Genomic DNA, 26,701 nt, shown 5'->3' with positions numbered 1-26,701 from the left:
AAAGGGGGCGATCGCCGGATCGCCCCCCTTTCATTCTTTTCGAGCTTAGGAAGATCAGCCGATCTTCAGCGCCGCGACTTCGTCAGCCGACAGGGTGAGCGAGGCGGCCTTGACGGCTTCCTCGATACGGGCTGGGCTGGACGCGCCGAAGATGGGGATCACCTGCTGCGGCTGGTTCAGGAGATAGGCGAGCGCCACGTCCGAAACGCTGACGCCATGCTTGGCGGCGACGTCCTTGGCAGCGGCCAGACGGTCCTTGTTGACCGGGTTGTCGTAGAAGCCCTGAAGATGCTCGGGCACTTCACCCTTTTCAGCGAAGGCGAAGTAGCCGCGGCTCTGCGAGCAATAGGGGATGATGGCGAGACCAGCATCCTTGAGCTTGCCGCCATGATCTTCGAAATACATCTGGTAGCCCTGAGCGGTGGCAGCTTCTTCATTGGGCTTGGCGAGGCCCCAGAAGGGTTCGACGGCGACGAAGCCAGCCTTGCCGTTCGCCTTGGCGTATTCATTGGCTTCCAGCACGCGGGCGTCGGACCAGTTCGACGCGCCGAAATAGCGGATCTTGCCCGCATTCTTCGCTTCGTTCAGGAAGTCGATCAGTTCGGCAACCGGGGTTTCCGGATTGTCCATGTGGACCCAATAGAGGTCGATCGTGTCGACGCCCAGATGCTCAAGGCTCTCATTGAGGTCGCTGCCGATGTCGGTGGCGTTGACGCGGTTGCGATAGTCGCCAGCGCGCATGTCGAAATGGCCGCCCTTGGTCGCGACGATGACGTCTTCGCGCTTCTTGCCCTTCAGCCAGGCGCCGATGGCGCGTTCGCTGGCGCCCTTGGGCGCGTCGGGCATCCAGTCGCCATAGGAACGGGCGGTGTCGACGAAATTGCCGCCCAGCTCCAGGAACTTGTCGAGGATCGCGTTGCTGCGGTCCTGGTCGATCGACCAGCCGAGCATGTTGGTGCCGTAGCACAGACGGCTGACCGAGAGGTCGGTATTGGCGAGCGTGACCTTTGAAAGCATGGCTAACTCCTGCATGGCGGCGTCTCTTGCGGGTGCAAAAGCGTGCCCTAAACTACCCCGCGGACATCCGAACTAGTGCTCAGCGCCGCTCCGGACATCCCGTAACGCGCGGACAATCAATGTTGCGCGCGCGTCATGGCGAGAGCGGACAGTTACGCAGCCGTCGGCGAAAAGGAAAGGGGGATTGTTGATATTCGTAGCTGTTACGGCAGGGCGGGCAGCCGGGCCGGTCAATAGCTGCCATTGGTGACGATCACCGTTGCGTCGAGGGTGGTCGAGGGGAGCGGGATGAAGGTGGAGTAGCGCATGAGCGGCGACCCGCTTATGTCGTAGCGAACCTGAACCCTGAACTGGCCTATGCCGTCTGGCGCGGCCTGAATGTCGACTGTCCCTCCCGAAGAGAGCAGCGTGCCATAGCCGTTGATGACGGCCTGTGCGCGGGTGCGGGCCAGTGTGGCGCGTTCGCTGGAGGAAAGGCCTGCCATCGCAGCGCGCGCGCCTTCCGCAGCGGCGTGGCGGACGCCGAGCAGGGCCGAGAACCAGAAGGAATAGATGATGATCGCGAAGATCAGCATCAGCAGCGCTGGAGCGACGAGCGCGAACTCCAGCGCGGCGATGCCTTTCTGACAATCGAAGAGCCGGGGGAGGAGCCGGGACGCGGGGGCGCGGCTCCTCCTGCGATGGGCTTTCATCGGGGGTTTAGGTGACGCTGTTGAACAGGGACGTGAAGGCGCCGTCCAGCGCTGCGGTGAAGTCGCCGCGTAGTGCAGAGATGGCGGCTACGACCACGCCGCCCAGCACGGCATATTCCACGGCGGTGAGGCCCTTTTCGTCGCGCGCCAGGCGCTTCATGAACTTTCGTGCCACATCGATGATCATCGTCATTCTCCTTAAATCCCTCCGGTCATGATCGGCGGCGCGTGGAGGGGATCGCGCCGCCGGTCTCCTTTAAATCAGCACCGGCACACCGCACCGGGCGCCCGTGACCCATACGGTCGCATGGCCAAGCTGGATGCCGAGCGCGGCGAGCAGATTGTCGAGCAGTGGATCGGCGGTGTTGCCGATGAGCGCGGCCAGCGGGGTGGTGATCGCGCCGAGCAGCTGGGACCGCGTGGCGCCTGTGTCGCAGACCGGCCAGATGCAGAGGTTGAGCGGCTTCACCTGAAGGCCGTTCGGGCCGCTGAGGCTGTTGGTGAGGGACGTTAGCAGTGGCCCCGTTTGCGACCCGTTGCCGATGGTGGCGGGTGTTCCGGGCGTGCCGGGGCGGCCAATCGTCCCCTGACCGCCCGGCCCGAAAAGCAGCGTTCCGCTATTGCCCATCACCGGCTGCGCGACCGCGCGGGCGTCGGCGGTGATGAGGTTGAGGACGCTCAGGATCCGTGCGGGGGCTATGTCGCTGGCGGAAAGCGGGGGCATCGGGCGGCTCATGGCGTTGGCGGGGGCCTGACCGATATAGGCGTTGACGAGGCCGGAGGTGGCGAGAATGCTGACCCGGCTGTCACGCGCCTGCTCCGCCGTGTTGGCGCAATCTATGGCGCTGATGTCCGCTCGGGCTGCGGCGACGTCGATAAGCAGCGGGACGGATTCGACGCCGATCCCCAATATGTTGAGGTTGAGGCCAAGGTTCAGCTGCAACCGCAGCGCCGATGTGCTGGCGCTGGTCTCGCCCGCTGGTCCGAAGGAGAAGCGCGGCCTGTCGATTGGGCCGGTGGCCACGGCGGCGAGGCGTATCGTGCTGCCCGATGCGAGGCGGCTGATGGCGTCGGACAGGTCGATGCTGCCATTGCCCGCCTGAACGGCGAAGGCGAAAAGCTGATAGGCGTTCAGTCCCGCGCGCAGGCCGGGTTGTTCGTCCGCCTCGCCGACGGGCATGTTCTTCCATACGCCAAGGCCGAACAGGCCCTGCAATGGCACGGAGTAGCTGTTGCTCACTCGGCCTGCGACGAGGGTCAGGGTGGCGGCGGTGGCTGGTTGGTCGGCCGCGCTTGCCGCCGCCAGCATCAGGTCGCGCAATCCCACGCTGCGGCTGGTCAGGGCGCCATAGGTGCCCGTTTCGCCGACGCGCTGAGCCAGTGCGTCGAAGAAGCGGCCAGCATCGACATAGCCGCCCATAAGCGTCTGGACGTCGCTGGCTCCCAACTGCAACTGGATACCAAGCAGCCCGCCGAGCAGGTCATTGACGCTGTTCACCAGCGAACTGGTGACGGTGAGGATGCCGGAGCTGACGCCGACACCCGCTTCGTCGATGCGCGCGGCGGTGGCGGTGGCGGCGAGTTCGGGGATGGGATTGGCACCACCCAACACGCGGGTGAAGAATTGACGGCTGGGCTTGCCGGTGCGGATGCGGATGGCATTGGGCTGGCCATTGCCGGGGCAGCGGGTGAAGCTGGCGTCGAACCGCTGGGGCGCGGAAAGGGCCGCGTCGGCGCAGTAGCGGCCAAGCTCCACCAAGCGCAGGATTGCGGGGTCATAGCCGTTGCGGATGAGGCTGTCGCGGGCGCGCGCTTCGGCCTGCGCGGGATACATGGCGGCGGCGAGGGCGGCGCTTTCCGTGGCGGCGCGCAGGTCGCGGCTCCCGGCATAATAGAGGCCCGCGTCGAGGGCAAAGCCCATCGCCCCGACCAGCACGGCGCCGAACGCCGCGACCATCGGCACCACGGCTGCGCGCCGGTCGTGCCACAGGGGATGGAGGCGGCGGAGCAGCATCATGGGATGGGCATGGAGTCCTGATCGGCGGAGCGGGGCAGGCGTTGGCCGATGGATTCTAGGTAGCGGTTGCGGATGACCTCAGCTTCTTCCGCGCTGAGGCCGGCGCTTTCTTGCGCGCGGGGTGGTGAGCGTAGCTGCCATTCGATCACGCGGCGTGCCTGATCGGCCTCAGGGAGCGTGTGGGCGGAAGCCAATAGAAGGCAAAGGCAGAGCATCAGCGGTCCTTTGGTGCGGGGAGACGAGCGGCTTGCGCGGCGATCTGGCGGCGGAGGGCGTCACGCTGAGGCTCATCGCGGATGGTGGAGAGGAGGGTTTCCGCCTCGGCATTTTGACCGGCTGCCTTCAATGCGAGCAGGAGGTTATTGCGGATCACTGGGGTGCCCGGCGACAGGTCCAGCGCGCCGCGCAGGCTTTCCGCCGCTTCCGCTGCTAGCCCCGCGCATAGCTGGGCGAAGCCGAGGGCGTTGCGGAGCATGGGGTCGGCGGGGCTTGCCTGAACCGCTTGGCTGTAGGGCGCGATGGCTTCGGACCAGCGTCCGCGCGCAGCGAGCAGGTGGCCGCGTACCGCGCTGCCGCCGCCGTCGGGGAGGGCTGCGGCGGCTGCTTCGGCTGCATTGAGATCGTTGAGATCTAGCAGGCTGTTCACCCGCAGGATGCGGGCGTCGCGGTCGCCGGGATAGCGGCGGTCGAAATCGTCTAGATAGGCGATGGCGGCGCGGGGCCTGCCATCGGCGCGGGCTTGATGGATGAGTTGCAGATAGAGGTTGCGTGTCGCGCTGGATGTGTCGGCGGCTGCGAGGAGCAGGGGGAGGAGCCACATCATCGCGCGCTCGCCCGCAAGGTGTCGAGGATGGCGACGACGGGCGGCCCGCCCAGAACGATGAACAGGGCGGGCATGAAGAAGAGGATCATCAGCACGACCATGCGCACGGTGATGCCGCCCATTGCTTCCCGCGCACGGGCTACGCGGCGCTGGGTGAATTCACGGGCGAATTCGCGCAGGGCGGGGGCAAGCTCTATTCCCTGGAACATGGCCTGGCGGAACAGGGATGCGAGTTCTTTCGCGCCGCTGACTGCTACCCGTGAGGCCCAGCGGTCGAGTGCTAGTTCATAGCGCATGCCCCGGTCGAGGTCGGTCACCAGCAGGCCGATCAGTTGGCCGTGGTGCGGCACCGCCGCCTGTTCGTCGCGCGTGATCGAGCGGAAACATTGGTCGAGCGACACGCCGCTTTCCAGCATCATCAGCATGAGGTCGAGCAGGAAGGGAAATTCGGCGGTGATCTTTCTTGCCCGGCTGGAGGCGAGCAGGTTCAGCGCTTGACGCGCGCCCACGAAGGCGAGTCCTGCGGCGATGATGATGAGCATCGGGCGGGATAGCCAGCCGTGCCAGAGAATGCGGCACAGGAGCGCGGCTAGCAGGGCCGCCAGCAGGGTCACGGCGAGCCGGAGCCAGAGGAAGTGGTTGATGGCGCGTGGGTCTTGATAGCCTGCGAGCTGTAACTGGCGTTCGAGGCTCGACCGGTTGCGGCCTTCGGCTCCGAGTATGGTGGGTAGGCGCAGCGAGGGCTTGGCTTGTCCGATTGGCGTAAACCGGGCGAGCCGTGCCTCCAGCCGTCGATCGGCGATCAGCATCCGGCCGCCGAGCAAGGCTACGCCGAGCCCGATGAGCGCCATGAGGAGGCAGGCGAGGAGAAAGGCCGAGGGCATCAGAAGGCGAGCCTCATCACCCGGCGCATGACCAGCATGCCTGCGATCTGAAGTCCGATGGCGATGAATGCCATGCGGTGCCCGCGCGCGTCGTCGAGGAAGAAGTCGATATAGGCGGGGTTGGACGCCATCAGCAGCGCCATCGCAACGATCGGCATGGCGATCAGCACGCGGGAGCTGACCTTGGCTTCGGACGTTGCGGCTTTCAGTTCGCGCGCGATGCGGATGCGTTCGCGCAGGATTGCGGAAAGGTTCGACAGCACCGCGCTGACGGGGCCGCCATAGCGCATGTTGGTGCGGATCGCGGCGGCCAGCATCGACATTTCAGGAACGCGGAGACGGTCGGCGAGCTGCTGCATCGCCTCGCTGACCGGGGCGCCGAGTTCGAGGCGGCGTGCGGCTGGGGCTAGATAGCTGCGGACGATGCCGGGTGCGTCGGTGAGCGATCGTTCCAGCGCTTGCGGCAATGAGCTGCCGACTGCCTGCATCTGGCGCACGGCGTCGATGTAGAAGGGGAGGGCCTCGATGAGGGCATTCACGCGGCGCTGCGCGCGCGACCTGATCCACAGGAACAATAGGGCTGGCGGGAGCGGTAGCAGGATGACTGTCATCACCGGCCCGGTTGCCAGCAATGTGGCGAGGGTGAATAATGCCATGCAGCCGCCGAAGATGCCTATCGCGCGCGTGGTTATTTCCAGTTGCGCTCGGGCCAGCAGTGGCGCGGCGAGGCTGGGGACAGTCAGGCGGACGCTTTGGCGGGATGCGGGGGCGTCGCCGGGTGTGATCGCGGCCAGCCGCCGCGAGAGCCGCGCCTGTTCTCGCGCGCGCAGGGCGAGCAGCGGGGATGTCGCCGCTGCCAGAGTCAACAGCGCGAGCAGGAGGAACGCTGCCGCCTTCATACTATGCCTTGCCGGAAGGGGGCGGGCGCATAATCGCGCAGGCGTGGGGCGAAATAGGGGCGGGGCGAGTGGCTGCGGAATTCGCCTATGCCGGACATGGCGGGCTGTTCGTGGAAACTGAACAGCTCGTTGAAGGAATAGGCTTCGCCTTCGATGCCGGTGACTTCCGTCACGCCGGTCACGCGGCGGCTGCCGTTCGACAGGCGCTGGATATGCACCACGACATGCACGCTGCTGGCGATGAAGCGCCGGATTGCGCGGATGTCATTCTGCACCCCGGCAAAGCCCATCAGCATTTCGAGACGGGCAAAGGCGTCGCGCGGGGAGTTGCCGTGCAGCGTCGCCATCGACCCGTCATGGCCGGTGGACATGGCTTGCAGCATCTCCACCACCTCGACCCCGCGCACCTCGCCCAGGATGATGCGATCGGGGCGCATGCGCAGCGCGTTGCGGACGAGCTCGCGGGCGCTAATCTCTCGATTGCCATCGACATTGGGCGGGCGGGTTTCCAGCCGGACGACATGGTCCTGCCGCAACTGTAACTCGGCGGCGTCCTCTATGGTGATCAGCCGCTCGCGATCACTGATGAAGTGCGACAGCATGTTGAGCAGGGTGGATTTGCCCGCGCCGGTGCCGCCGCAGATGAGGATGTTGAGCCGCGACCGCACGGCGGCGGCGAGATAAGCGGCCATTTCGGCGCTCATCACCTGGCGGTTGATGAAATCCTCTATGCCCAGCGCCTGCATGCGGAACTTGCGGATCGACAGCATCGGGCCGTCGAGCGCGACCGGCGGGATGACGATATTGACGCGGGAGCCGTCGGAGAGACGCGCGTCGACATAGGGGCTGGCTTCATCCACGCGACGGCCGATGGGGCCGACGATGCGCTGGATGATGTTCATGAGGTGCGCGTCGTCGCGGAAGCGCCGGTCGACCTTCTCCAGCAGGCCGCTGCGTTCGACATAGATGGTGCCGGGGCCGTTGACGATGATGTCATCGATGCTGCCGTCGCGGAGCAGTGGGGCTAGCGGGCCGAGCCCGGCGACTTCGTCCTCCACATCCTCGATCAACAACAGGCGCTCCGCCGCATTGAGGGCGAGTTGGCCGCGCCTGCTCCGGCTGGTGATGACCTGTTCTATTTCGGCGCGCAGTGCCCGTGCGCCGAGCGTTTCGGCGGTGCTGCCGCGTGCTTCCAGCTGTTCGATGACCTGCGCGCAGGTCTGGGCCATCACCGCCTGATAGCTGTCGCTCATCCGCTGGGCGGCTGGCTGCGCCACTGGAGCGGGGCGGGCGGCGCTGCGCGGCAGGCTGGTGTCGAAGAGCAGGCTCATGCCGCTGGTTCCACCGGGCGCTGGAGCAGGCGGCGGAGGCGTTCGAGGCTCTTGGACGAACGCTGCGGTTCGATGCCGCAGGCAGTGCGGATGGCGCGCATGTAGCGGTCTGGCGTGGCCTCCATGGCGAGCGGGCGGCCCGCATTCAGGGCATTGCGCATGCGTATTTGGTCGATGGGGAGCGGTTGGGTGCTGCTGGTACGCAGGATGTCGCTCATGCGGCGGCTGTCCAGCAATATGGCGGGCTGATGATCCCAGACGAGCAGGCGTGTGCGGGCGAGCGTGGCTTCATCCTCGCCGATGCGGTCGAGCAAGCGGCGGCAGGCGTCCATTTCGCGGATTGATTGCGCGCAGACCAGTTCGATGCGATCGGCGAGCGAAGCTAGCGTGCGCAGGAGGCCCGGATGGCGCAGGCTGCCCGCGCAGAGGATGAGATCGCCGCAGCAGGCCCGCAACAGGCGGACGAGCGCGGCTATGTCGGCTGGCGCGATGCCCGCAGGTTCGGTGCCTGAGCCGCCGTCCAGCGTGAGGAGCATCAGGCCGCTTGGCTCATGCCGGGCGAGGGCGCTTGACAGCAGGCTTGCGTCCAGCCGCTCTATGTCGGCGATGGCTGAGGCGATGCCGTAGTTTACCGGGAGGTCGAGATAGGCTTCCGCCGCGCTGGTCGGCATGGTGAAGTCGATCAGCAGCGTAGAGGAACCGGCGCGGGCGCGGCTGATCGCCATGTCGGTCGCGACCATTGCGGCGGCTTCGGCATCTGCGCCAAGGACCAGCGTCAGCCGTCCGCCCTTGCCATGATCGGCGGTTGAGCGGTTGAGCAGGCGTCCGAGAATGGTGGCGATTTCGTCACCCTCTGCCGCACGGGGGATGACATCGTCGGCGCCGGAACGGATGGCGTGTAATATCTCGTCCGCGCCTGTGTCGCCGGTGACAAGCACGATCGGGCGTCCGGTCGCGCCTTCGGCCACTGCCGACAGGGCTGTTGCTATCGAGCGTTCTGGAGGGATTGCGTCCCGGTCCACCAGAATAACGCATGGCCCCTCGACCATATCCGGCATCACTGATTGCGTCAGCTCGACGGCCGCGCGGCCTTGCATGGCTTCGCCGATCCGCGCGGCGAGGCTGTGATCGACCGACAGGAGGATGATGCGCGCCATGGTCATGGCCTCACCACGCCGAAGGGGACGACCGGGTCTTTGGTGTCGAGCAGCGATCCGGGCAGGGCGGGCGCATCCTTTGCCTGTACCGGCCCCACTAGCCGGGGCGTCGCGACGATCACCAGCTCCTGCCGCTCCTTCTGCGTCTGCTGGCGGCGGAAGAAGGCGCCGATCACGGGGATGTCGCCTAGCAACGGCGTCTTTTCTCGTGTGGTCGATTGGCTGGAATAGCTGAGGCCCGCGATCACGAAGCTCTGGCCGCTGCCCAGTTCGACCGTGGTCTCTGCCGAACGGCGGCGCAGGCCCGGCACGACATAGCCCTGCAATTGGACGCCGCTATTATAGTCGAGTTCGCTGACTTCCGGCGCGATTTTCAGCACGATCTGGTCGGGCGACAGGACAAAGGGCGTGACCGACAGGCGGACGCCGAACTCCTTATATTGGATCGAGATGGCGTTGCCGCTGCCCGACGCTTGCGGCACCGGGACAGGTATCTCGCCCCCGGCGAGGAAGCTTGCCTGCTCGCCCGAGCGGACGAGCAGGGTGGGCTGGGCCAGCAGTTCGGACAGGCCGTTCGAGGAAAGGGCGCTCAGCACCGCGTTGATGCCGCGATTGGGGGCGGACAGGAACAGGTTGAAGGCGTTCTGGATGGGCACGCTGGCGTCGAGCGAGGAGCCGCCGGGCGCGAAGCTGGCGCTCTTGAAACTGCTGGGAGAGACGACCGCGCCCTGAATGTCGCCGCTGAGTTTGGAGAAGTTGAAGCCCAACGCCTTAAGCGTGGAGGAAGACACGGCGGCGAACTGGACATCAACGGCGACGACCTGTTCGCCAGCGACGATGCGGGGGCTCATGAGCGCGCCCGGCTCCCGCGCGGTTGCGGGGGAGGATGACACGGCAAAGTGCGTTTCTGCCATCAGTGACCCGTCGCGGCCGAATATGCTGATCGTGGTGGTGCCTGCGCCTATTCCAGTGACGCTCAAGGACCGGGTGGTGGGTGCGGCGACTGAAATAACATTGTCCCGATCCACTTCTATCCGGCCGATGGGGCGGGGGTAGGTGAGCGTCCGCTTCTGCTGGATCGACAGCGACCTTTGATCCTGCGCCTGGGCGGGAGGTGCTGCGGCGAGCGCTACTGCGAGGGCGAGGATGAGTTTCAACGCTGGGCGCTCCCCGAATAGATGGTTTCGCGGCGGTCGCCGATGACCAGCTCGATCGGCTGGCGGGGAGCAGGGGCGGGGCGGGCCTGCGCGGCCACGGGCGCAGGGCGCGCGGCTGGGGCTTGGGCGAGCGGGACGGGATCGGGACCGTTGGAATTGGCTGGTGCGACCGCGACCTCCTCACTGTCCACCGGGTTGCGAAGGGAGAGAGTGAGCGCGCCCGTGCTTTTCGCCAGCGACAGGATGGAGACCTGGCGAGGATCGAGTGCCAATGTCACGGTTCGGGCGGGCGGCGGCGGGGAGGAAAGCTGGTCTTTCGTCCCTGATGCTGGCGCGGTGCCGAGGACGGCGTCGCCCACGGCGAGTACCTGAACCATTTGAAGCAATGTCTGGGCGCGGCTGCGGCCTGCGCCGCGCGCGCCGCTGATGGCGTCGGCGCCGGGATAGACGACCTGTACGTCCACGCGGTCGCCGGGGCGGACTAGGCCCGCAACGGCGATCTCCGCCGTGGTGTCGATGCTGATCGCCCGCATGCCGACCGGCACGCGGATCGCGAGCTTTTCCTCACCGCCGACCGCGTCCCTGGGGATGAGCGCGCCTGCGGCAATTGCACGGGTGGCGACCTTGCCGATCAATTCGGCGGGCGTGGCGGCGGCGGGATGGCGCGCGGGGTCGGCCATGGCATTGCGGATCATCGCGGCGGTGATCGTCTCGCCTGTCCGGATCGGGCGGGCGGCGGATGCAAGCACTACGGGTTGGGGGGATCGACTGTCCGCTGCCGACCGGGCCGTCGGGACCGTCGCTGCTGACGATCGCTGCATTTCGCGAACGCCCAGCAGCAGGAACAGCATGGCGGCAACCATGCCTGCAACCATCATGATCCTGGCTTTCCACCCCAATTGCATCAATTCCCCCCTTGATCTTGCGTCCACGCAAATCGCCCCGTGTGGAGGCAAGACCCTGTAGCTTCGGGGAATCTATGCTTTATCGGCGGCCGAGGGGACTGGAGATGCCGCCGATATGATGGGACCAGAGGGGCAAATATTGCCCGGCGTTAACTTCTTCGCCCGGCATTTGCGTGGCGCCGCGCGCGCAAGGGCTTTTCTTGCGCGTGATCGAGCGCGCGAAAGGTTCAATTTGGCGCAATCTCTCCGGATCGGAGCTTCGCTGCGGCCTCGTCAGTGCGCCAGCAAGAGCGGAACATGCGCCTCGCGCAGCATCGTGCGGGTCACGCCGCCGAAGACGAGTTCGCGCCAGCGGCTGTGCCCGAACGCGCCCATCACCATCCAATCGGGCTTCAGCACATTGATCGCGGCTTTCAGTGTCGCCTCCACGGTGCGGCCATCCTGCGGCCATGTGTGGAATTGCGTCCTGACGCCATGACGGGAGAGATATTCGGGCGCATCGGTCGCGGGGAAGGGATATTTGCCCGCCTCCTCAACGGTCACCACATCCACTTCTGCGGCATGCTTCAGCAGCGGTACGGCCAGACGGAGCGCGGCCGACGCCTCGCGCGATCCTTCCCAAGCGACGAGCGCCCGGCCCGTGATCATCATGCCCCGCGCGTCCTCCGGCACGGCGAGGACCGGCGTGCGGCCGCCCATCGCCAGATCGGCGGCGAGATGCAACGGATCGCTCATTTCCCGCCGAGGGCCAGCGGGCAGCGTCACGATCATGAAGTCGCATAGGGCGGACGCTGAAAGCAGGCCGTGAACGATGTCGCCATCGACCTGTCGCCAATCCCAGTTTACGTCTTCGCGCTGTAGCCGTTGCTCCACCTTCACACGCATGCGCGCATCGATCTGGTGCAGTTCGGCCATGATCGCGGGGGCGATGGATGCCCCGCCGTAAAGATCCCCCGCGACAAGGTTAGGCATGGAGGTGACCTGCACACAGTGGATATGCGCCTCGAGCGCCCGGGCAATGTCACTGGCGGCCTGGAGTCGGCTCTCCATGGCGCTATCGTCGTGAATGTGGAGCAGAATGGATGTCATCGCACCTCTCCATGCTCTTAAGACCGCGAAAATGGTCGCCTTCTTATACCCTTCTTTGCCCATCGCGGTTAATAGCATTTATGCTATATATCCAAAGGCGGGTGTGGACGCCGTGCGCCGGGAAGGCGCATCGGCGAATGGGGAAGCATCATGCCTGGAATCTTTTCAGCTTCAAGACTGTGGCGCGATCGTGGAGGCGCTACGGCTGCCGAATATGCGCTTTTGCTGGCCATCATCGGCGGCGGGATGGTCGGGGCGACCTGGCTGTTGGGGCAGGCGGTAGGCAGTCAGATGAACCAGCAGGTAGCCTTGTTCGCATCATCCGCAGGGAGTAGCTCGACGAGTTCGTCAAGCTCATCCAGCGGCGGATCGAGTGCTGTTGGCGGTTCATCGACCGGCGGAAGTAGCAGCACCGGCGGAGGTGGCACCACGACGACGAGCACTGGCGGGACTACGACGGGCGGCACCAGCTCGGGCAATGGAAGCTCCGGAAATGGCAGTTCGGGCAACGGGAGTTCGGGTAATGGCAGTTCCGGGAATGGAAGTTCGGGCAACGGCAAAAAGTAAGGCGTCGGGAGCGGAGCGAGGAGGCTCGCTCCGCTCGCTTCGACAGAGTTCGCGGCGTGAGGCGCGCATCGCCAAGGTGCCCGCGTCCCGCAGACACTTTATCCTGAAATATCCGGATGGTCAGGAATAATTTTTACAGTCATTCAATTTTGTAGGACTATTTTTGCGGGCTCGCGCGTATTATATTCGTAACATGACTACTGCGGCGGGAGTCGTCAGTGACGAAAAACGAACTGTTTTCGAGCTTCACGCGGAATTTTGACGAACGGCGTCAAGCCGAGATGTCGATTGAGGATTATTTGCTGGGGTGCCGCAATGATCCTCTGATGCATGCATCAGCACCGGAGCGCCTGCTGGCGGCGATCGGCGAGCCGGAGATCATAGACACGTCCCGGGATCAGCGGCTCGGGCGGATCTTCATGAACCGCACCATCCGCCGATATAAAAGCTTCGCCAATTTCTACGGCATGGAAGCGACGATCGAACATATCGTCAGCTTCCTGCGCCATGCCAGCCAGGGTCTGGAGGAGCGCAAGCAGATCCTCTATCTGCTCGGCCCGGTCGGCGGCGGCAAATCCTCGCTGGCTGAACGGCTCAAGGCGTTGATGGAAACGCACCCCATCTATGCGCTGAAGGCCGGGGATGAGATCAGCCCGATCTTCGAAAGCCCGCTGGCCCTGTTCGATGCGGAAACGCACGGCGCGTTCATCGAGGAAAATTACAGCATTCCCCGCCGCCGCCTGACCGGCATGATCAGCCCATGGGCGCGCAAGAGGCTGGACGAGTTTTCCGGCGACATCTCGCAATTCAAGGTCATCCGCCTGATGCCTTCGCGCATGCGGCAGATCGCCATCGCCAAGACCGAGCCGGGCGATGAGAATAATCAGGACATCAGTTCGCTGGTCGGCAAGGTCGATATTCGCAAGCTGGAGATGCTGTCGCAGAATGACCCCGATGCCTACAGCTATTCGGGCGGCCTTAATCGCGCGAACCAGGGGATGCTCGAATTTGTCGAGATGTTCAAGGCGCCGATCAAGATGCTCCACCCGCTGCTGACCGCGACGCAGGAGGGCAATTATATCGGCACGGAGAATATCGGTGCCATCCCCTTCAACGGCATCATCATGGCCCATTCCAATGAATCGGAATGGTCGAATTTCAAGAATAACAAGAATAACGAAGCTTTCATCGACCGTATCTATGTCATCAAGGTGCCCTATAGCTTGCAGGCGACCGAAGAACGGCATGTGTATGAAAAGCTGCTTAGGGAGTCTGACCTCAGCAAGGCGCCCTGTGCTCCGGGGACATTGGACATGCTGGCGCGTTTTTCTGTCCTAACGCGGTTGCGGGAGCATGAGAACAGCAATCTCTATTCCAAGATGCGCGTCTATGATGGCGAAATGCTGCGGGAGATCGATCCGCGCGCCAAGAGCATGCAGGAATATCGCGATGCCGCCGGGGTGGACGAGGGCATGTCGGGCACATCGACCCGCTTCGCCTTCAAGGCGCTGTCGGCGACCTTCAACCATGACAGCAGCGAAATAGCCGCCGATCCCGTCCACCTCATGTATGTGCTGGAAGGGATGGTCCGGCAGGAACAATTCCCCGCCGATGTGGAAGCCAAATATCTGGAATTCATCAAGGGCGAGCTTGCGCCGCGCTATGCCGAGTTCATCGGCAACGAAATCCAGAAGGCTTATCTCGAAAGCTATAACGACTACGGCCAGAACCTGTTCGACCGCTATGTCGCCTATGCCGACGCGTGGATCGAGGACCTGGATTTCAAGGACCCGGACACGGGGCAGCTTCTGGACCGGGAAATCATCAACCAGGAATTGTCCAAGACCGAAAAGCCCGCCGGGATCGCCAATCCCAAGGACTTCCGGAACGAGGTGGTGAAGTTCGCGCTGCGCATGCGGGCCAGCAACGACGGACGCAATCCCAGCTGGACGAGCTATGAGAAAATCCGCGAAGTCATCGAAAAGCGGATGTTCAGCCAGGTCGAGGACCTTCTGCCGGTTATCAGCTTCGGATCCAAGAAGGATGGCGACACGGCGGGCAAGCATGACGAGTTCGTCGCGCGGATGATCGAGCGGGGCTACACCGAACGGCAGGTCCGGCGGCTGGTGGAATGGTATATAAGGGTCAAGCAGGCCGGATAAACAGATGGAGGCGCTTGGCCCACCATGCACATAGTCGACAGACGGCTGAACCCAGGGGGCAAGAGCCTTGTCAACCGGCAACGGTTCCTGAGGAGGGCGAAAGCCTATGTCAGCCAGGCGGTGCGCGACAGCCTGAAGGACCGCAGCATCAAGGACCTTGCCGGAGAAGGCGAAATCACCATCCGCCGCGACGTCATTCACGAACCCACGCTGCACCGCGCGGCAAAGGGTGGCGACCGGGAGCGAGTGCTTCCAGGCAATAAGGAGTTTCTGGAAGGCGACCGGATCAAGCGCCCCGACGGCCGCGGTGGTGGCGGGTCGCAGGCGGGGGAGGGCGAGGATGAGGATGATTTCCGCTTCGCGCTTAGCCGAGAGGAGTTTCTCGACCTGTTCCTGGAAGATCTTGAACTGCCCGACATGGCCAAGAAGAAGCTGGTCGCGGGCAAGATAGAGGGGATACGCCGCGCGGGTTATTCCACGATCGGCAACCCGTCCAACCTGTCCGTCCCGCGCACGATGCAAAAGGCGATGTCCCGCCGCATCGCACTACGTCGCCCGAGTGGCCGTGACCTCAGCCGGGTTGACGAGGCCATCGCCGAGATCGAGGGGCGATCGGTGCCGTTGCCGGACGATGCCGTGGCGCTGGAAAGGCTGAAGGAGGAGCGGGCGCACATCATTCGCCGCCGTAACCTGATCGCCTATATCGACCCTGTTGACCTACGCTTCCGCCGTTTCGAACCGGTCCCACGACCCGTGGCCCAGGCGGTGATGTTCTGCCTGATGGACGTTTCGGGCTCCATGACGGCGCATATGAAGGATCTCGCCAAGCGCTTCTTTGCGCTGCTGCACCTGTTCCTGTCGCGCTGTTATGAGCATGTCGATGTGGTGTTCATCCACCATACCGACCGCGCGGCCGAAGTGGACGAGGAAACCTTCTTCTACAGCACGGTGACGGGCGGCACGCTGGTATCGAGCGCGCTCGACAAGCTCATCGAGGTGGTCAAGGATCGGTACAGCCCCACCGACTGGAACATCTATGTCGCGCAGGCCTCGGACGGCGATACGCTGGCGTCGGACAATGCGCGGGTGGCCAACCTGATGCAGAATGAAATCCTGCCCTTCTGCCAATATTTCGCCTATCTTGAGGTTGGCCGGGAGGAGTTCGCCTCCATCGAAGCGGCAACCTCCGCCACGGGGCTTTGGGAAGCCTATGCGCCTGTCAGCCAGGCAAATCGGCAATTCACGATGCGCAAGGTGTCGCACCGGCGGGAAATATATCCGGTGTTCCGTGAACTGTTCCAGCGGCGCGGTGTGGGCGAAGGGACGCCCGCTTGACGGGGGAGCGCGCATCCGCCCCGCTGTTCACCGGCAGCGACTGGGACTTTTCGCTGATCAACCGCATTTATGAAGTGATCGAGCCGATCGCGCTTCAGGAGATGAAGCTCAATATCTATCCCAATCAGATAGAGATTATCAGCGCCGAACAGATGCTGGATGCCTATTCGTCCATCGGTATGCCGCTATTTTACAAACATTGGTCGTTCGGCAAGCAGTTCGTGACCAATGAAATGCTCTACCGCAAAGGGCTTCGCGGCCTTGCCTATGAGCTGGTGATCAACAGCGATCCCTGCATCAACTATCTGATGCAGGAAAACAGCGCGACCATGCAGACGCTGGTCATCGCCCATGCCGCGTTCGGGCATAATCACTTCTTCAAGAATAATTATGTCTTCCGCCAATGGACCGATGCGGAGGGCATTCTCGACTATCTGGAGTTCGCCAAAGGCTACATCGCGAGTTGCGAGGAGCGTTTTGGCCAGCTCGCCGTCGAGCGGGTGCTGGACGCTGCCCACGCGCTGATGAATCAGGGCGTGCATCGCTATCCGCGCATTCGTCCCCGCGATTTGAAGGCGGAGGCCGAACGGGAGGCGGAGCGCCAGGCCTATCGTGATCGCATTTATGACGACCTCTGGCGCACGGTGCCGGTGGGCGCGAAGGCGGCCGCCGTCCCGTCGGACGAGCGCCGCGCCGCGCTTGGCCTGCCGCAGGAAAATATCCTCTATTTCCTGGAGAAAACCGGCCCGCTCCTTCAAAGCTGGCAGCGCGAGATATTGCGCATCGTCCGCCTGATCGCCCAATATTTCTACCCCCAGCGCCAGACCAAGGCGATGAACGAGGGCTGCGCCACCTACACTCATTATCGCATCATGACGATCCTGCATGATCGCGGCTGGATCACCGACGGCGCTTTCATGGAATTTATCCAGTCGCACACAGGCGTCGTTTATCAACCGACGTTCGATTCCGGCCATTTCGGGGGCTTCAATCCCTATGCGCTGGGCTTTGGCATCATGTCCGACATCGAGCGGATCTGCATGGACCCGACGGCGGAGGATCGCGAATGGTTCAGCGATTTTGCCGGTTCGCGCGACCCGGTCGAGGTGCTGAAGGATATCTGGGCCAATTATCGCGACGAAAGCTTCGTGTCACAGTTCCTCAGCCCGCACCTTATCCGCCAGTGGCGCCTGTTCAAGCTGATCGACAAGGAAAGCGAGTCGGAACTGCGCGTCGACGCCATTCATGACGAGCGCGGCTATCGCCGCATCCGCCGCGCGCTGGCCCGCGAGCATGACATTGCCCGGCAGGAGCCCGATATCCAGGTGGTGGATGTCGATCTGGCGGGTGACCGGACGTTGATGCTGGAACATGCGGTCATCGATGGCGTGGTGCTGGACGCGTCCGACGCGACGATGGTGTTGCAAAGCCTCGCCAATCTATGGGGTTATGAAGTGGCGTTGAGCGAAGTTCATGCCGAAAGTCGTAAGGAGTTGAAAAGCCATCGTTGCCAGCCGCAGCAGGGCTGGATCGGCTGAAACGGTGCGCCGTGGCGGCAAGCCCCCGGCGATGCTAAGATTCCATTTCCAAAGCAGGGCTGAAAAGCGTAAATTCTGCCGCGTTTCGCGAGTGGCTCCAGCGATCGGTCGCATCCTGCGATGCATGGAGCGCTCAAAAAGAAGCAGGAGAGCATTTTCATGACTCATGCCCTCAATGCACAAGAATGTCTTGAACGAGCCCGGATGCATGAACAGCTTGCGGCGACAACCGCCGATGCGTCCGCGCGGACCATGCATCAGGCAATGGCCGCCGAATTTCGTCGTCGTGCCGCGATGGGGACGATCGACGGAGTTAGCCCGGTGATCAGCAAACCGGTAATCGAGCTGACCGTCAACGCCGCCTGAAGCGCGTTTTCCTCAGGCGTCCCGGCGCAGCAGATACACGTCCATGATCCATCCATGCCGCTGGCGCAGCTGTGCCCGGCGGTCGAGGATTTCCGGTCCTGTCACGGTCAAAGGCCCGTGGGCTAGCGACTGATGCTCCATGCCCAGATAGGCGCCCCACCAGATCGTTATCCCCTCCGGCTCCAGCGTTTGGAATGCGCAATGACCGTCCAGCATCACGACGACATCGCGCACGCCGTTGGGCCAGCCCCGTTCGCGCAACTGCCTGCCCGTGGTGATCAGCACTGGGTCGGCCAGGCGGTTGAGGCAGATGCCATGCGCGGCCGTCAGCGCTTGAACGCTGGTGATACCGGGTACGACGCTGATCTCGGCCGAGGGGCCAAGCCGTTCTGCGATCCGCAGGCTGCTGTCATAGAGCGACGGGTCGCCCCAGACGAGTAGCGCAACCGTGCCGCCATCGGGCAGGTGCAACGCTATCTGCTCCATCCAGATGGCGGCGATTGCATCATGCCAGTCGATGACCGCCTCGACATAGGCGGCCTGATCCGCGCGCTTGGGCATGTCGAACTCGACGACCCGTGCGGGGCCGGTCAGTAGTTGTGCACAGATGGACCGGCGCAGGTCGATCAGGTCGGACTTGGCCTCTCCCTTGCGCGGCAGCAGGATCAGGTCAGCCTCGTTCATCGCCCGAATGGCGGCGAGCGTCAGATGGTCGGGATTGCCCGTGCCGATACCGATCAGTGACAAGCGGATCATGCGGCACCCGCGATAAGATGGAAGAAGCTGCCCGTCACGCGCCCCCGGCGCGATCCAGTCGCGGCGACCGCAGCGCCCATCGCATCCACGACATGGGCAAGCGGTTCGTCGGGCTGATCGACGATCGTCGAATAGTGAAACTCATGCCCGCGCAGCTCCGCTCCCGCCTCGTGGCCGCCCATTGGTGACAGCAACTGCGCCTGCCGATAGCCCAGTTGCAACCGCCGTTCGGCAAAGCTGGAAACAAGCCCGAGCAGCCCCGCCATCGCATGCGACCGCCCCCGCGCATCGACGATCGCTTGCCCCAACACCATATAGCCGCCGCATTCGCCGTGGATGGGGCGATCCTGCGCATGGCGGCGCAGGCCCTCCAGAAACCGCGCGGCATTGGCGATCTGAGCCGCATGCAGTTCAGGATAGCCACCGGGTAGCCAGATGGCGTCGGCTTGCCGGTCCGGCGCTTCGTTGGCCAAGGGGGAAAAGGGCAGTATCTCCGCCCCAGCCGCGCGCCAGCCGTTCAGCAAATGGGCGTAGATGAAGGAAAAGGCGGCATCCTGCGCCAGTGCAATCCGCTGCCCCGGCGGCGGGCAGCGATGGGGGGGCGCTGATGTGCCCGGCAACGCGTCGGCCGCCTTTTGAAGAGCGGCAAGATCGACATGCGCTTCGATCAGGTCCGCGATCGCGTCGATCGTCTGCTCAACCTCTGCCTGCTCGCCCGACTGCACTAGGCCAAGGTGCCGTTCCGGGATGGAAAGAGTATCGGATCGCGGGATCGCGCCCAGCACGGGCATGGCGATATCCTCCATCGCTTGCCGGATTATCGCCTCGTGGCGCGGGCTGGCGATGCGGTTGAGGATGACTCCTGCGACCCGCACGTCCGGCCGCAGCATGCGGAAACCTTGCGCGATGGCGGCTGCCGACTGGCTCTGGCCCGACACATCGATGATCAGGATGACCGGCCAGCCAAGCGCCGCCGCTATGTCCGCGCTGCTCCCATTGCCGCTCGCGCCCCGCGCCGGAGCGCCGTCGAACAGGCCCATCACGCCCTCCGCGACAATCAGGCTGGCGTCCGCTGCTTCACCCGCCAGACCGTGGAGCAGCGCCGCATCCATCGCCCAGCTGTCGAGGTTGAAGGCCGGCCGTCCGCTCGCCAGCCGGTGATAGCCCGTGTCGATATAGTCCGGCCCGCATTTATAGGACTGGACGCTCAAGCCCTGCCGCTTCAACGCTCTGAGCAGGCCGAGCGTAATGATCGTCTTGCCCGATCCGGATCGCGGTGCGGCAATAAGGACGCTGGGCGTCATTCCTCTGATCCGGCGAAACGCGATTCCGTCGTGGCGGGACGAAATCGCCGGTCATAGCCGGGCGCATAAAGCTGGCTCTCGGCGAAATCCCCCTCGCCCAGCGCTGGTCCCACGAGAATGAGGGCGGTGCGTTCAGGCCCGCCTGCCGCCTGCTCCTCTATCGTCGTTAGCGTCCCGCGCACGATGCGTTGGTCCGGCCAGCTTGCCCGCCACACGATCGCCGCCGGGCAGTCCTCGCCATAGAGTGGCACCAGATCCGCGACCACCTTCGCCAGATTGTGGACGGACAAGTGGATCGCCAGCGTCGCGCCGGTCGCGCCAAAGGCCGCCAGCGTCTCGCCAGGCGGCATGGCGCTCGCCCGCCCCGGCGTGCGCGTGAGGACAAGCGACTGGCCAAGTCCGGGCAACGTCAGTTCCGCTTCCAGCGCCGCCGCCGCCGCCGCGAAGGACGGAACGCCGGGCGTCACCGTATAGCCGACGCCCAGTGCCTTGAGGCGGCGGATTTGCTCGCCCATCGCCGACCAGACCGACAGGTCGCCCGAATGCAGCCGCGCGACATCCTGCCCCGCCGCGTCCGCCTCTGCGATGATGGCTATGATTTCGTCGAGCGTCAGCGGCGCGCTGTTCACGATCCGCGCTTCGGCCGGGCAATGATCGAGCAGCGCGCGAGGGACCAGCGACCCGGCATAGAGGCAGACGGGAGAGGCGGCGATCAGGTCGCGGCCGCGCAGTGTCAGCAGGTCCGGCGCACCCGGCCCGGCGCCGATGAAATGGACGGTCATGGCGATACTCCTTGGGCCAGCGCGCAGGTGGCCTGCCCATCCGGTGAGATGATGCGGGCGACGATCAGTTGCGCGCCCGGTCCCGCCGCCGTCATCGCGACCGCTTCGGCGACGCTGCCCGTGCCGTAAGCCGCCAGACTGGCGGCGGAGCGCGTGGGCGTGTCCGCTCCCTCGATGGCGCAAGGTTCGATCAGGATCAGCGGCAAGTCCAAGGCGCGGGCGAGGGGGGCAAGCAGCGCTTCCTTATGCGCCAAGGTCGCCAGTGCAGTGACGCCAGCCCCATGCCCGCCCAACGCCGCGCGCAAGGCTTGCTGGTTCGCTCCACTGCGGCAACCAAAGCCAGCGACGATCATAGCGTCACGCTCCACTGCACCAGCGGATAGGCGGCTTTCCACCCCCGCCGCGTGCCGATCGGCGCGGCGCTCGTCATCTCGATCCGCAGCAATTCGCCGCCCAGCCGCTCATGCCACCGCGCCAGCAGCGCTTCGGATTCCAGCGTCACCGCATTGGCAACCAGCCGTGTCCGCTTCCCCGGCAGGGCGATGATCGCTTCCATTGACGCATCGCTCAGCCCGCCGCCGATGAAGATGGCGTCAGGGCGGACCCGTCCCGCCAGCACCGCCGGCGCGCGCCCTTCGATCAGCGTCAGCCGGTCGACGCCCAGCCTCTCCGCATTCGCTTTCGCCCGCGCGGCGCGTACCGGGTCAGCCTCAAAAGCCAGCGCCTGCGTGGAAGCATGGCTGAGCAGCCATTCGATCGCGACCGATCCCGATCCCGCGCCGATGTCCCACAAAGTCTCGCCGGGACGCGGGGCCAGCGCCGACAGTGTCAGCGCCCGCACCGGCCGCTTGCTGATCTGCCCGTCATGATCGAACCAGTCATCCACCAGTCCGCTGACGCAGGGCATCACCTCGCCGTCGCCCGCTACTTGTATCCCCACCGCCACAGGGTGCGCAATATCGTCAAAGCCAATCTGATCGGCGCGCGCCTGCCGCACCCGCTCGCGCGGCCCACCCAGCGCTTCCATGACGTGCAGGCTGGACGCGCCAAAGCCCGCCTCCGCCAGGTAGGAACCAAGCGCATGCACCGCTGCCCCATCGCGCAGCAGCACAATGGCGCGGCACCCCCGCGCCAGCATGGGCCTCAACCGCGTCAACGGCGCGGCGTGCAGGCCATGACAGGCCACATCCTGCAAAGCCCAGCCGAGCCGCGAAGCCGCCAGCGCAAAGCTCGACGGCGCAGGATGCGACACCCATTCCTCAGGCCGCAAATGCCGCGTGACACTCATCCCCGCTCCGAACCAGAAGGGATCGCCTGACGCCAGCATCACCACCGGCTCCCCCCGCCGGGCGAGCAGCGCCTCCACGCCATCCTCAAAGGGCACTGGCCAGCTCAGCCGTTCGGTTCTAAGAGGTGGCAACAGCGCCAGATGGCGCGGCGCGCCGATGATCATGCGAGCCTGTTCCAGTGCGGCGCGCGCAACGTCGGACAGGCCCGCCGCTCCATCCTCGCCTATGCCGATGATCGTCAGCCAGGGACCTTCAGCCACCATGCGCCACATCCTGATCCTTGGCGGCACGACCGAAGCGAGAGCCCTCGCCAAGTCCCTTGCCGAGTGCGGTGAGCGCGCCATGCTGAGCTATGCCGGACGCACCGGCAATCCGCGTGCCCAGCCGCTGCCGGTGCGCGTCGGCGGCTTTGGCGGCGCGGCCGGATTGGCGGCGTTCCTGATGGAGGGCGAGTTCACCCACCTGATCGACGCGACCCACCCCTTCGCCGCGACGATCAGCGCCAATGCGGTCGCCGCCGCGCATGAGGCGGACGTCGCTCATCTGATCCTCACTCGCCCGGACTGGCAAGCGGGGGAGGGCGACCGCTGGACCCATGTTCCCGACATAACCAGTGCTGTCCGCGCACTCGACGGCCCGCCCCGGCGCGTCATGCTGGCGCTCGGACGCATGCATGTCGAAGCCTTCGCCGCCCAACCACAACATCATTATCTGCTCCGCTTTGTCGATGCGCCCGATGCGCCGCCCGCCTTGCCGCGTCATCACCTGACCGTGGATCGCGGCCCCTTCACGCTGGAGGGTGACCTCGCCCTGATGCGCGCGCACGGCATCGATCTGGTCGTCGCCAAAAATGCCGGAGGCACAGGCGCGCGCGCGAAGATCGACGCGGCACGGGCGCTCGGCTTGCCGGTCATCATGATCGACCGGCCGCCCATGCCACAGGCGCAGTCGGTTCACGACCTCGGCGATGTGCTGGCGTGGATCGATCATGCGGCCCATCGCGGCGTGTAGAGGATCGGGCTGGCCGCGCGCTCGATAAGGCGGGTGCGGCTTGAACCCACGATCACCATCGTGCGCATGTCTGCCATATCGGCACTTGCCTCGCCCAGCGTGACGATCCGCAATTGCTCGTCCGGCGTCGATACAGCGCGCGCGAAGAGGATCAGCCGGTCGTCCCCGCATTCCTCGCGCAATATGTCGAGCGCCCGCGCAAAGCCCTCCGGCCGCGCCTTCGACCGGGGATTGTAGAAGGCCATCGCGAAGTCGGCCTGCGCGGCGAGGCGCAACCGCTGCTCGATCAACGCCCATGGCTTCAGATTATCCGATAGGTTGATCGCGCAAAAGTCATGACCCAGTGGCGCGCCCGCCCGCGCGGCTGCGGCCAGCATGGCGGTAATGCCGGGCAGGATGCGAATGTCGATCTCGCGCCACGCGCGCGGCCCTGCCTCAAACGCCTCGAACAGCGCCGACGCCATCGCGAACACGCCCGGATCGCCGGACGACGCCACCACGACCCGCCGCCCCGCCGCGGCCATTTCCAACGCATGGGCGGCGCGATCCAGTTCCACCCGATTGTCCGACGCATGGCGCAAAAGGCCGGAGCGGTGCTCCACCCGCGCGACATAGGGCGCATAGCCCACCAGATCGGTCGCCTCTGTCAGCGCCAGCGTTACTTCTGGCGTCACGAGCGCGTCAGCTCCGGGGCCTAGCCCTGCAACCGCCACCCATCCGCTCATGGCCGCCTTCCCTGACCGTGGATCAGCAGGATGGAAAAATAGCTGGTGATCGCCTCTGCCTTGTTTAGCGGAGTGATCTTCTGATCTGCCATCGTCGCATATTCGACCAGCCAGGCGCAGTCCTGCTTGCCCGCTGCCTCAACCGCGCGACGGAGCTTGGCCAGATTGCGGCCGATTTTCATGACGACCAGCGCATTGCTGTCATGGATGCGGCGGGCCAGTTCCTCTTCGGGCAGGGTAGCCATCAGGACCGTCAGCACATCGTCGCCCCAGCTGATCGGCGTGCCGCTCGCTGTCCAGGCGCCCGACATGCCGGTGATGCCGGGCACGATCCGCACGGGCGCGAGTGGCGACAGGCGGCTGTGCAGATGCATGAAGCTGCCGTAGAAAAAAGGATCGCCCTCGCACAGCACGACCACATCCTCGCCCGCCGCCGCTAGTCTATGCAGATGCGCGGTGCATTCGGCGTAGAAGGCGGAAAGGTGCTGATTATAGCGCGGGTCGCTAACCGGGATTTCGGTCGTCACCGGATATTCCATCGCATATTCGATGGCATCGGGACGCAGCAGCCCATCGACGATCTTCCGCGCATGACCCGCGCGGCCGGGCTTGCGGAAATAGGCGATGTGGCGTGCATTGCGGATCAGCCGGTCGGCCCGTACGCTCATCAGGTCCTGCGCGCCGGGGCCAAGGCCCACGCCATGAATGGTCCCGCTCATTCGGCTGCGCTCGCTAGCGCGTTGACGGCCGCGACGGTGATCGCGCTGCCGCCCAGCCGCCCTTCGACGATGCAGCATGGCACAGGCTGCGCCTCCCATAGCGCCTCTTTCGACTCCGCTGCGCCGACGAAACCGACCGGGCAACCGATGATCGCCGCCGGGCGAGGGCATGCCGGGTCTTCCAACATGTTGAGCAGGTGAAAAAGCGCCGTCGGGGCGTTGCCGATCGCGACCACCGCTCCCGCCAGATGAGGCCGCCACAGCTCCAGCGCCGCCGCCGACCGCGTGTTCGCCATCGACCGGGCAAGATCGGGCACTTGGCCGTCGTTCAAAGTGCAGAGGATCGAATTGCCAGCAGGCAGTCGCGCGCGCGTAATCCCCTCAGATACCATGCGCGCATCGCACAGGATCGGCGCGCCTGCCTCCAGCGCCGCGATCGCGGTTTTAGCGAAGCCCGGCGAAAAGCGGATATGCGGCGCGAGTCCGACCATTCCAGCGGCATGGATCATGCGCACGGCAACCCGCTCTTCCTCTGCCGCAAAGCGGTCGAGCGTCGCCTCCGCCCGGATCATGCGGAAGGATTGGCGATAGATTTCCGCGCCGTCGGTTTCATAGAGATGCGGCATCATTGGGCTCCGAAAAGGGCAAGTATCTGATCGGGTGACAGGCCCGTTTGCAGCGGCGGCGAACCCGCGCGCGCATTGCGGCCAAGGTCGAAGCAGCCCTCTCGTCCAGTCAGGACGACCGCCGCCTGCGAAGGCCGCGCGCAACCCTTTGCGCAACCCGAGACATGAAGTCCGCGAACATGCGGCGCGAGCCGGGCGGCCAGATCGCGCGTGGCGACGCTCGCTTGCGGGCAGGCGGGCGCACCGGCACAGCAATCGACGGAAAGTCGCGGATCGGCTGGATCATCGGACGGCGTGTCGCTGCCTTCCAGCACCAGTCCACGCCAGGGGGTGAGGCGCACCGCCTCTACGCCGCCCGTCATCACGGCAAGGAGCGCAGCTGCCTCGATCCGGCCAAAGGGCGCCGCCTGGAAAGAGCCGGGCGCAGCCGCCAGGGCAGCAGCGCGAGGCCGGGCGGGGGCAGGGGCCTTAGTCGCTACATCAGGCAGCGGGGCCGAATGCCGCGCCATGCGCCCCGCCTGCGCGCCACCGCTGGCCACGAACCAGTGGGCGAAGCGGATCAACCTCTCGGCGGCGTTCTCTGTGCTCACAGCCACGCCATGCGCGCGCCCATCTGCGCGCAGGATCAGCCCGCCGTTCGTCCCTCTTTCAATCCGGAAATCGGCTGGAACATCACTCAGCATCGGAGCAGGCCCCGCATCGATCGCAAAGCCGACCTTTGTGGGGAGATCGGGCAGCTCGGCCATGCGCTCGATCAAGGCGGCGGCTATGACCGAACTGTCATCGCCCGGCAGCCAGTCGGGGCTGATCAGGACAGGAATCTGCCTGTCCCGCTCCGCATCGGCATTCGCCAACCCCAGCGCGACCAGCCGCTCCATTAACGCCGCATGATTTGCCTCACTCACGCCCCTGATTTGCAAGGCGGCGCGATTGGTGATGTCGATATGGCCATTGCCCAGCGTGAGGGCGGCTTCACACAACCCCACCGCCTGCGCTCGGCTCATCCGCCCGAGCGCCGGTCGCACCCGCACCAGCAGCCCGTCGCCCGCCATCATCGGCCGCCATGCTGTCGGGCACCAGCCGCGCACGCCAGCTCGCGCTGCGTCACGCCGCATCAGCTCCTGCATTGCTCCTGCACTCCCCGCACCAGCGCCACAACACACGGACGGCACGCACAGGCAGGCGGACAGGCCGCACGCCTGCACGGCCGTAGCCGCACGAAATTCGTCGCTCAAACGGAGAACCGAGCCGTGACCATCCCCTGGATCATGGCAAGAGCGACCTTTGCTCCGGCAGGTCTCCTGGCTTGCGGGTCACAGCTTGGCATGGGGCCTTCCCGGATCGCTCCAGTGGCTGGCCGCCCCATTCTCAGGGTCGGCCGGTCCATGCCTCGCTCGCCGCTCACAGTTGCAGGGACAGCCACGGATTAGGGAGGAAACCCTCCCGCACCGCGTTCCCATTTAAGCCCCTTGCGGGGCACCGGCGCGATCGATGAACCGGGACGAACCCGGCTCGATCCGCTTCATAAGGGGGATGCAGGCCAAAGGGAA

At 65.0% G+C, this 26,701-nt stretch carries 27 protein-coding genes and 1 riboswitch; of the genes, 5 read left to right on the top strand and 22 right to left on the bottom strand.

Annotated elements, in window-relative coordinates:
* Positions 1-54 precede the first annotated feature (54 nt).
* The 13 genes from ACZ5TH_RS13195 to ACZ5TH_RS13135 form a co-directional block, all read right to left on the bottom strand.
* On the bottom strand, positions 55-1,017 hold the full coding sequence (locus ACZ5TH_RS13195) for an aldo/keto reductase (RefSeq protein WP_464795478.1): 963 nt from the start codon (positions 1,015-1,017) through the stop codon (positions 55-57).
* 230 nt (positions 1,018-1,247) lie between these two features.
* The gene (locus ACZ5TH_RS13190; RefSeq protein WP_464795477.1) at positions 1,248-1,709 is read right to left on the bottom strand and encodes a TadE/TadG family type IV pilus assembly protein; all 462 of its coding nucleotides are present in this window, start codon (positions 1,707-1,709) and stop codon (positions 1,248-1,250) included.
* Between the two features lie 7 nt (positions 1,710-1,716).
* Entirely contained in the window at positions 1,717-1,902 is a 186-nt protein-coding gene (locus ACZ5TH_RS13185; protein WP_464780486.1) for a Flp family type IVb pilin, read from the bottom strand.
* A gap of 63 nt (positions 1,903-1,965) precedes the next feature.
* Entirely contained in the window at positions 1,966-3,726 is a 1,761-nt protein-coding gene (locus ACZ5TH_RS13180; protein ID WP_464795476.1) for a TadG family pilus assembly protein, read from the bottom strand.
* A gap of 214 nt (positions 3,727-3,940) precedes the next feature.
* A complete protein-coding gene (locus tag ACZ5TH_RS13175; protein ID WP_464795475.1) occupies positions 3,941-4,549 on the bottom strand; it encodes a tetratricopeptide repeat protein in 609 nt (202 codons plus the stop codon).
* Complete coding sequence (locus tag ACZ5TH_RS13170; RefSeq protein ID WP_464795474.1) at positions 4,546-5,433, bottom strand: type II secretion system F family protein; 888 nt, start codon at positions 5,431-5,433, stop codon at positions 4,546-4,548. Before ACZ5TH_RS13170 ends, ACZ5TH_RS13175 begins: the two co-directional genes overlap by 4 nt.
* Positions 5,433-6,332: a type II secretion system F family protein gene (locus ACZ5TH_RS13165; protein ID WP_464795473.1), complete on the bottom strand. Its 900-nt coding sequence runs from the start codon at positions 6,330-6,332 to the stop codon at positions 5,433-5,435. The genes ACZ5TH_RS13170 and ACZ5TH_RS13165 overlap by 1 nt, the downstream gene beginning before the upstream one ends.
* Positions 6,329-7,663 (bottom strand): CpaF family protein, encoded by a 1,335-nt coding sequence (locus ACZ5TH_RS13160; protein ID WP_464795472.1) that lies wholly within the window; start codon positions 7,661-7,663, stop codon positions 6,329-6,331. The genes ACZ5TH_RS13165 and ACZ5TH_RS13160 overlap by 4 nt, the downstream gene beginning before the upstream one ends.
* A complete protein-coding gene (locus ACZ5TH_RS13155; protein ID WP_464795471.1) occupies positions 7,660-8,820 on the bottom strand; it encodes an AAA family ATPase in 1,161 nt (386 codons plus the stop codon). Before ACZ5TH_RS13155 ends, ACZ5TH_RS13160 begins: the two co-directional genes overlap by 4 nt.
* A 2-nt stretch (positions 8,821-8,822) precedes the next feature.
* Positions 8,823-9,977, bottom strand: a complete 1,155-nt coding sequence (locus ACZ5TH_RS13150) for a type II and III secretion system protein family protein (RefSeq protein ID WP_464795470.1) — start codon at positions 9,975-9,977, stop codon at positions 8,823-8,825.
* Positions 9,974-10,882: a Flp pilus assembly protein CpaB gene (gene cpaB / locus ACZ5TH_RS13145; protein WP_464795469.1), complete on the bottom strand. Its 909-nt coding sequence runs from the start codon at positions 10,880-10,882 to the stop codon at positions 9,974-9,976. The genes ACZ5TH_RS13150 and cpaB overlap by 4 nt, the downstream gene beginning before the upstream one ends.
* A 273-nt stretch (positions 10,883-11,155) precedes the next feature.
* Positions 11,156-11,971: a universal stress protein gene (locus ACZ5TH_RS13140; protein WP_464795468.1), complete on the bottom strand. Its 816-nt coding sequence runs from the start codon at positions 11,969-11,971 to the stop codon at positions 11,156-11,158.
* Between the two features lie 287 nt (positions 11,972-12,258).
* Positions 12,259-12,450 carry a hypothetical protein gene (locus tag ACZ5TH_RS13135; RefSeq protein WP_464795467.1) on the bottom strand — a complete coding sequence of 64 codons (192 nt, stop codon included), beginning with the start codon at positions 12,448-12,450 and terminating at the stop codon, positions 12,259-12,261.
* 306 nt (positions 12,451-12,756) lie between these two features.
* Between ACZ5TH_RS13135 and ACZ5TH_RS13130 the strand changes: the two genes are divergently transcribed.
* The 4 genes from ACZ5TH_RS13130 to ACZ5TH_RS13115 all read left to right on the top strand — a co-directional run bounded on the left by ACZ5TH_RS13130 (position 12,757) and on the right by ACZ5TH_RS13115 (position 17,939).
* The gene (locus ACZ5TH_RS13130; protein ID WP_464795466.1) at positions 12,757-14,700 is read left to right on the top strand and encodes a PrkA family serine protein kinase; all 1,944 of its coding nucleotides are present in this window, start codon (positions 12,757-12,759) and stop codon (positions 14,698-14,700) included.
* A gap of 24 nt (positions 14,701-14,724) precedes the next feature.
* Entirely contained in the window at positions 14,725-16,035 is a 1,311-nt protein-coding gene (locus ACZ5TH_RS13125) for a YeaH/YhbH family protein (RefSeq protein WP_464795465.1), read from the top strand.
* The gene (locus tag ACZ5TH_RS13120) at positions 16,032-17,573 is read left to right on the top strand and encodes a SpoVR family protein (RefSeq protein WP_464795464.1); all 1,542 of its coding nucleotides are present in this window, start codon (positions 16,032-16,034) and stop codon (positions 17,571-17,573) included. The genes ACZ5TH_RS13125 and ACZ5TH_RS13120 overlap by 4 nt, the downstream gene beginning before the upstream one ends.
* A gap of 120 nt (positions 17,574-17,693) precedes the next feature.
* Positions 17,694-17,939: a hypothetical protein gene (locus ACZ5TH_RS13115; RefSeq protein ID WP_464795463.1), complete on the top strand. Its 246-nt coding sequence runs from the start codon at positions 17,694-17,696 to the stop codon at positions 17,937-17,939.
* A 12-nt stretch (positions 17,940-17,951) separates the two neighbouring features.
* Here the strand turns inward: ACZ5TH_RS13115 and cobF are convergent, their stop codons facing one another.
* Genes cobF through cbiE form a run of 5 tightly spaced genes read right to left on the bottom strand, consistent with a single transcriptional unit; the run spans position 17,952 to position 22,333 of the window.
* Positions 17,952-18,695: a precorrin-6A synthase (deacetylating) gene (gene cobF / locus ACZ5TH_RS13110; RefSeq protein ID WP_464795462.1), complete on the bottom strand. Its 744-nt coding sequence runs from the start codon at positions 18,693-18,695 to the stop codon at positions 17,952-17,954.
* The gene (locus ACZ5TH_RS13105) at positions 18,692-19,999 is read right to left on the bottom strand and encodes a cobyrinate a,c-diamide synthase (RefSeq protein WP_464795461.1); all 1,308 of its coding nucleotides are present in this window, start codon (positions 19,997-19,999) and stop codon (positions 18,692-18,694) included. The genes cobF and ACZ5TH_RS13105 overlap by 4 nt, the downstream gene beginning before the upstream one ends.
* Positions 19,996-20,781, bottom strand: coding sequence for a precorrin-4 C(11)-methyltransferase (gene cobM, locus ACZ5TH_RS13100; RefSeq protein ID WP_464795460.1), 786 nt, complete (start codon positions 20,779-20,781; stop codon positions 19,996-19,998). Before cobM ends, ACZ5TH_RS13105 begins: the two co-directional genes overlap by 4 nt.
* Entirely contained in the window at positions 20,778-21,134 is a 357-nt protein-coding gene (locus ACZ5TH_RS13095; protein WP_464795459.1) for a cobalamin biosynthesis protein, read from the bottom strand. Before ACZ5TH_RS13095 ends, cobM begins: the two co-directional genes overlap by 4 nt.
* Entirely contained in the window at positions 21,131-22,333 is a 1,203-nt protein-coding gene (gene cbiE, locus ACZ5TH_RS13090) for a precorrin-6y C5,15-methyltransferase (decarboxylating) subunit CbiE (RefSeq protein WP_464795458.1), read from the bottom strand. The genes ACZ5TH_RS13095 and cbiE overlap by 4 nt, the downstream gene beginning before the upstream one ends.
* On the opposite strand from cbiE, the gene ACZ5TH_RS13085 reads away from it, so the two are divergent.
* Complete coding sequence (locus ACZ5TH_RS13085) at positions 22,332-23,081, top strand: cobalt-precorrin-6A reductase (protein WP_464795457.1); 750 nt, start codon at positions 22,332-22,334, stop codon at positions 23,079-23,081. The two genes, cbiE and ACZ5TH_RS13085, sit on opposite strands and share 2 nt — an antisense overlap.
* Here ACZ5TH_RS13085 and cobJ read toward each other — a convergent pair.
* Genes cobJ through ACZ5TH_RS13065 form a run of 4 tightly spaced genes read right to left on the bottom strand, consistent with a single transcriptional unit; the run spans position 23,057 to position 26,266 of the window.
* Entirely contained in the window at positions 23,057-23,806 is a 750-nt protein-coding gene (gene cobJ / locus ACZ5TH_RS13080) for a precorrin-3B C(17)-methyltransferase (protein WP_464795456.1), read from the bottom strand. The two genes, ACZ5TH_RS13085 and cobJ, sit on opposite strands and share 25 nt — an antisense overlap.
* Entirely contained in the window at positions 23,803-24,525 is a 723-nt protein-coding gene (cobI, locus tag ACZ5TH_RS13075) for a precorrin-2 C(20)-methyltransferase (RefSeq protein ID WP_464795455.1), read from the bottom strand. The genes cobJ and cobI overlap by 4 nt, the downstream gene beginning before the upstream one ends.
* Positions 24,522-25,151: a precorrin-8X methylmutase gene (locus ACZ5TH_RS13070; RefSeq protein WP_464795454.1), complete on the bottom strand. Its 630-nt coding sequence runs from the start codon at positions 25,149-25,151 to the stop codon at positions 24,522-24,524. Before ACZ5TH_RS13070 ends, cobI begins: the two co-directional genes overlap by 4 nt.
* Positions 25,151-26,266 carry a cobalamin biosynthesis protein CobG gene (locus ACZ5TH_RS13065; protein WP_464795453.1) on the bottom strand — a complete coding sequence of 372 codons (1,116 nt, stop codon included), beginning with the start codon at positions 26,264-26,266 and terminating at the stop codon, positions 25,151-25,153. The genes ACZ5TH_RS13070 and ACZ5TH_RS13065 overlap by 1 nt, the downstream gene beginning before the upstream one ends.
* A gap of 159 nt (positions 26,267-26,425) precedes the next feature.
* Positions 26,426-26,650: riboswitch (cobalamin riboswitch) on the bottom strand.
* Positions 26,651-26,701: the final 51 nt, after the last annotated feature.

Source organism: Sphingobium sp. TomTYG73 (genome assembly GCF_055394245.1).
Note: the sequence above shows the minus strand (reverse complement) of the source record. Positions and strands in the feature narration are given on the sequence as shown.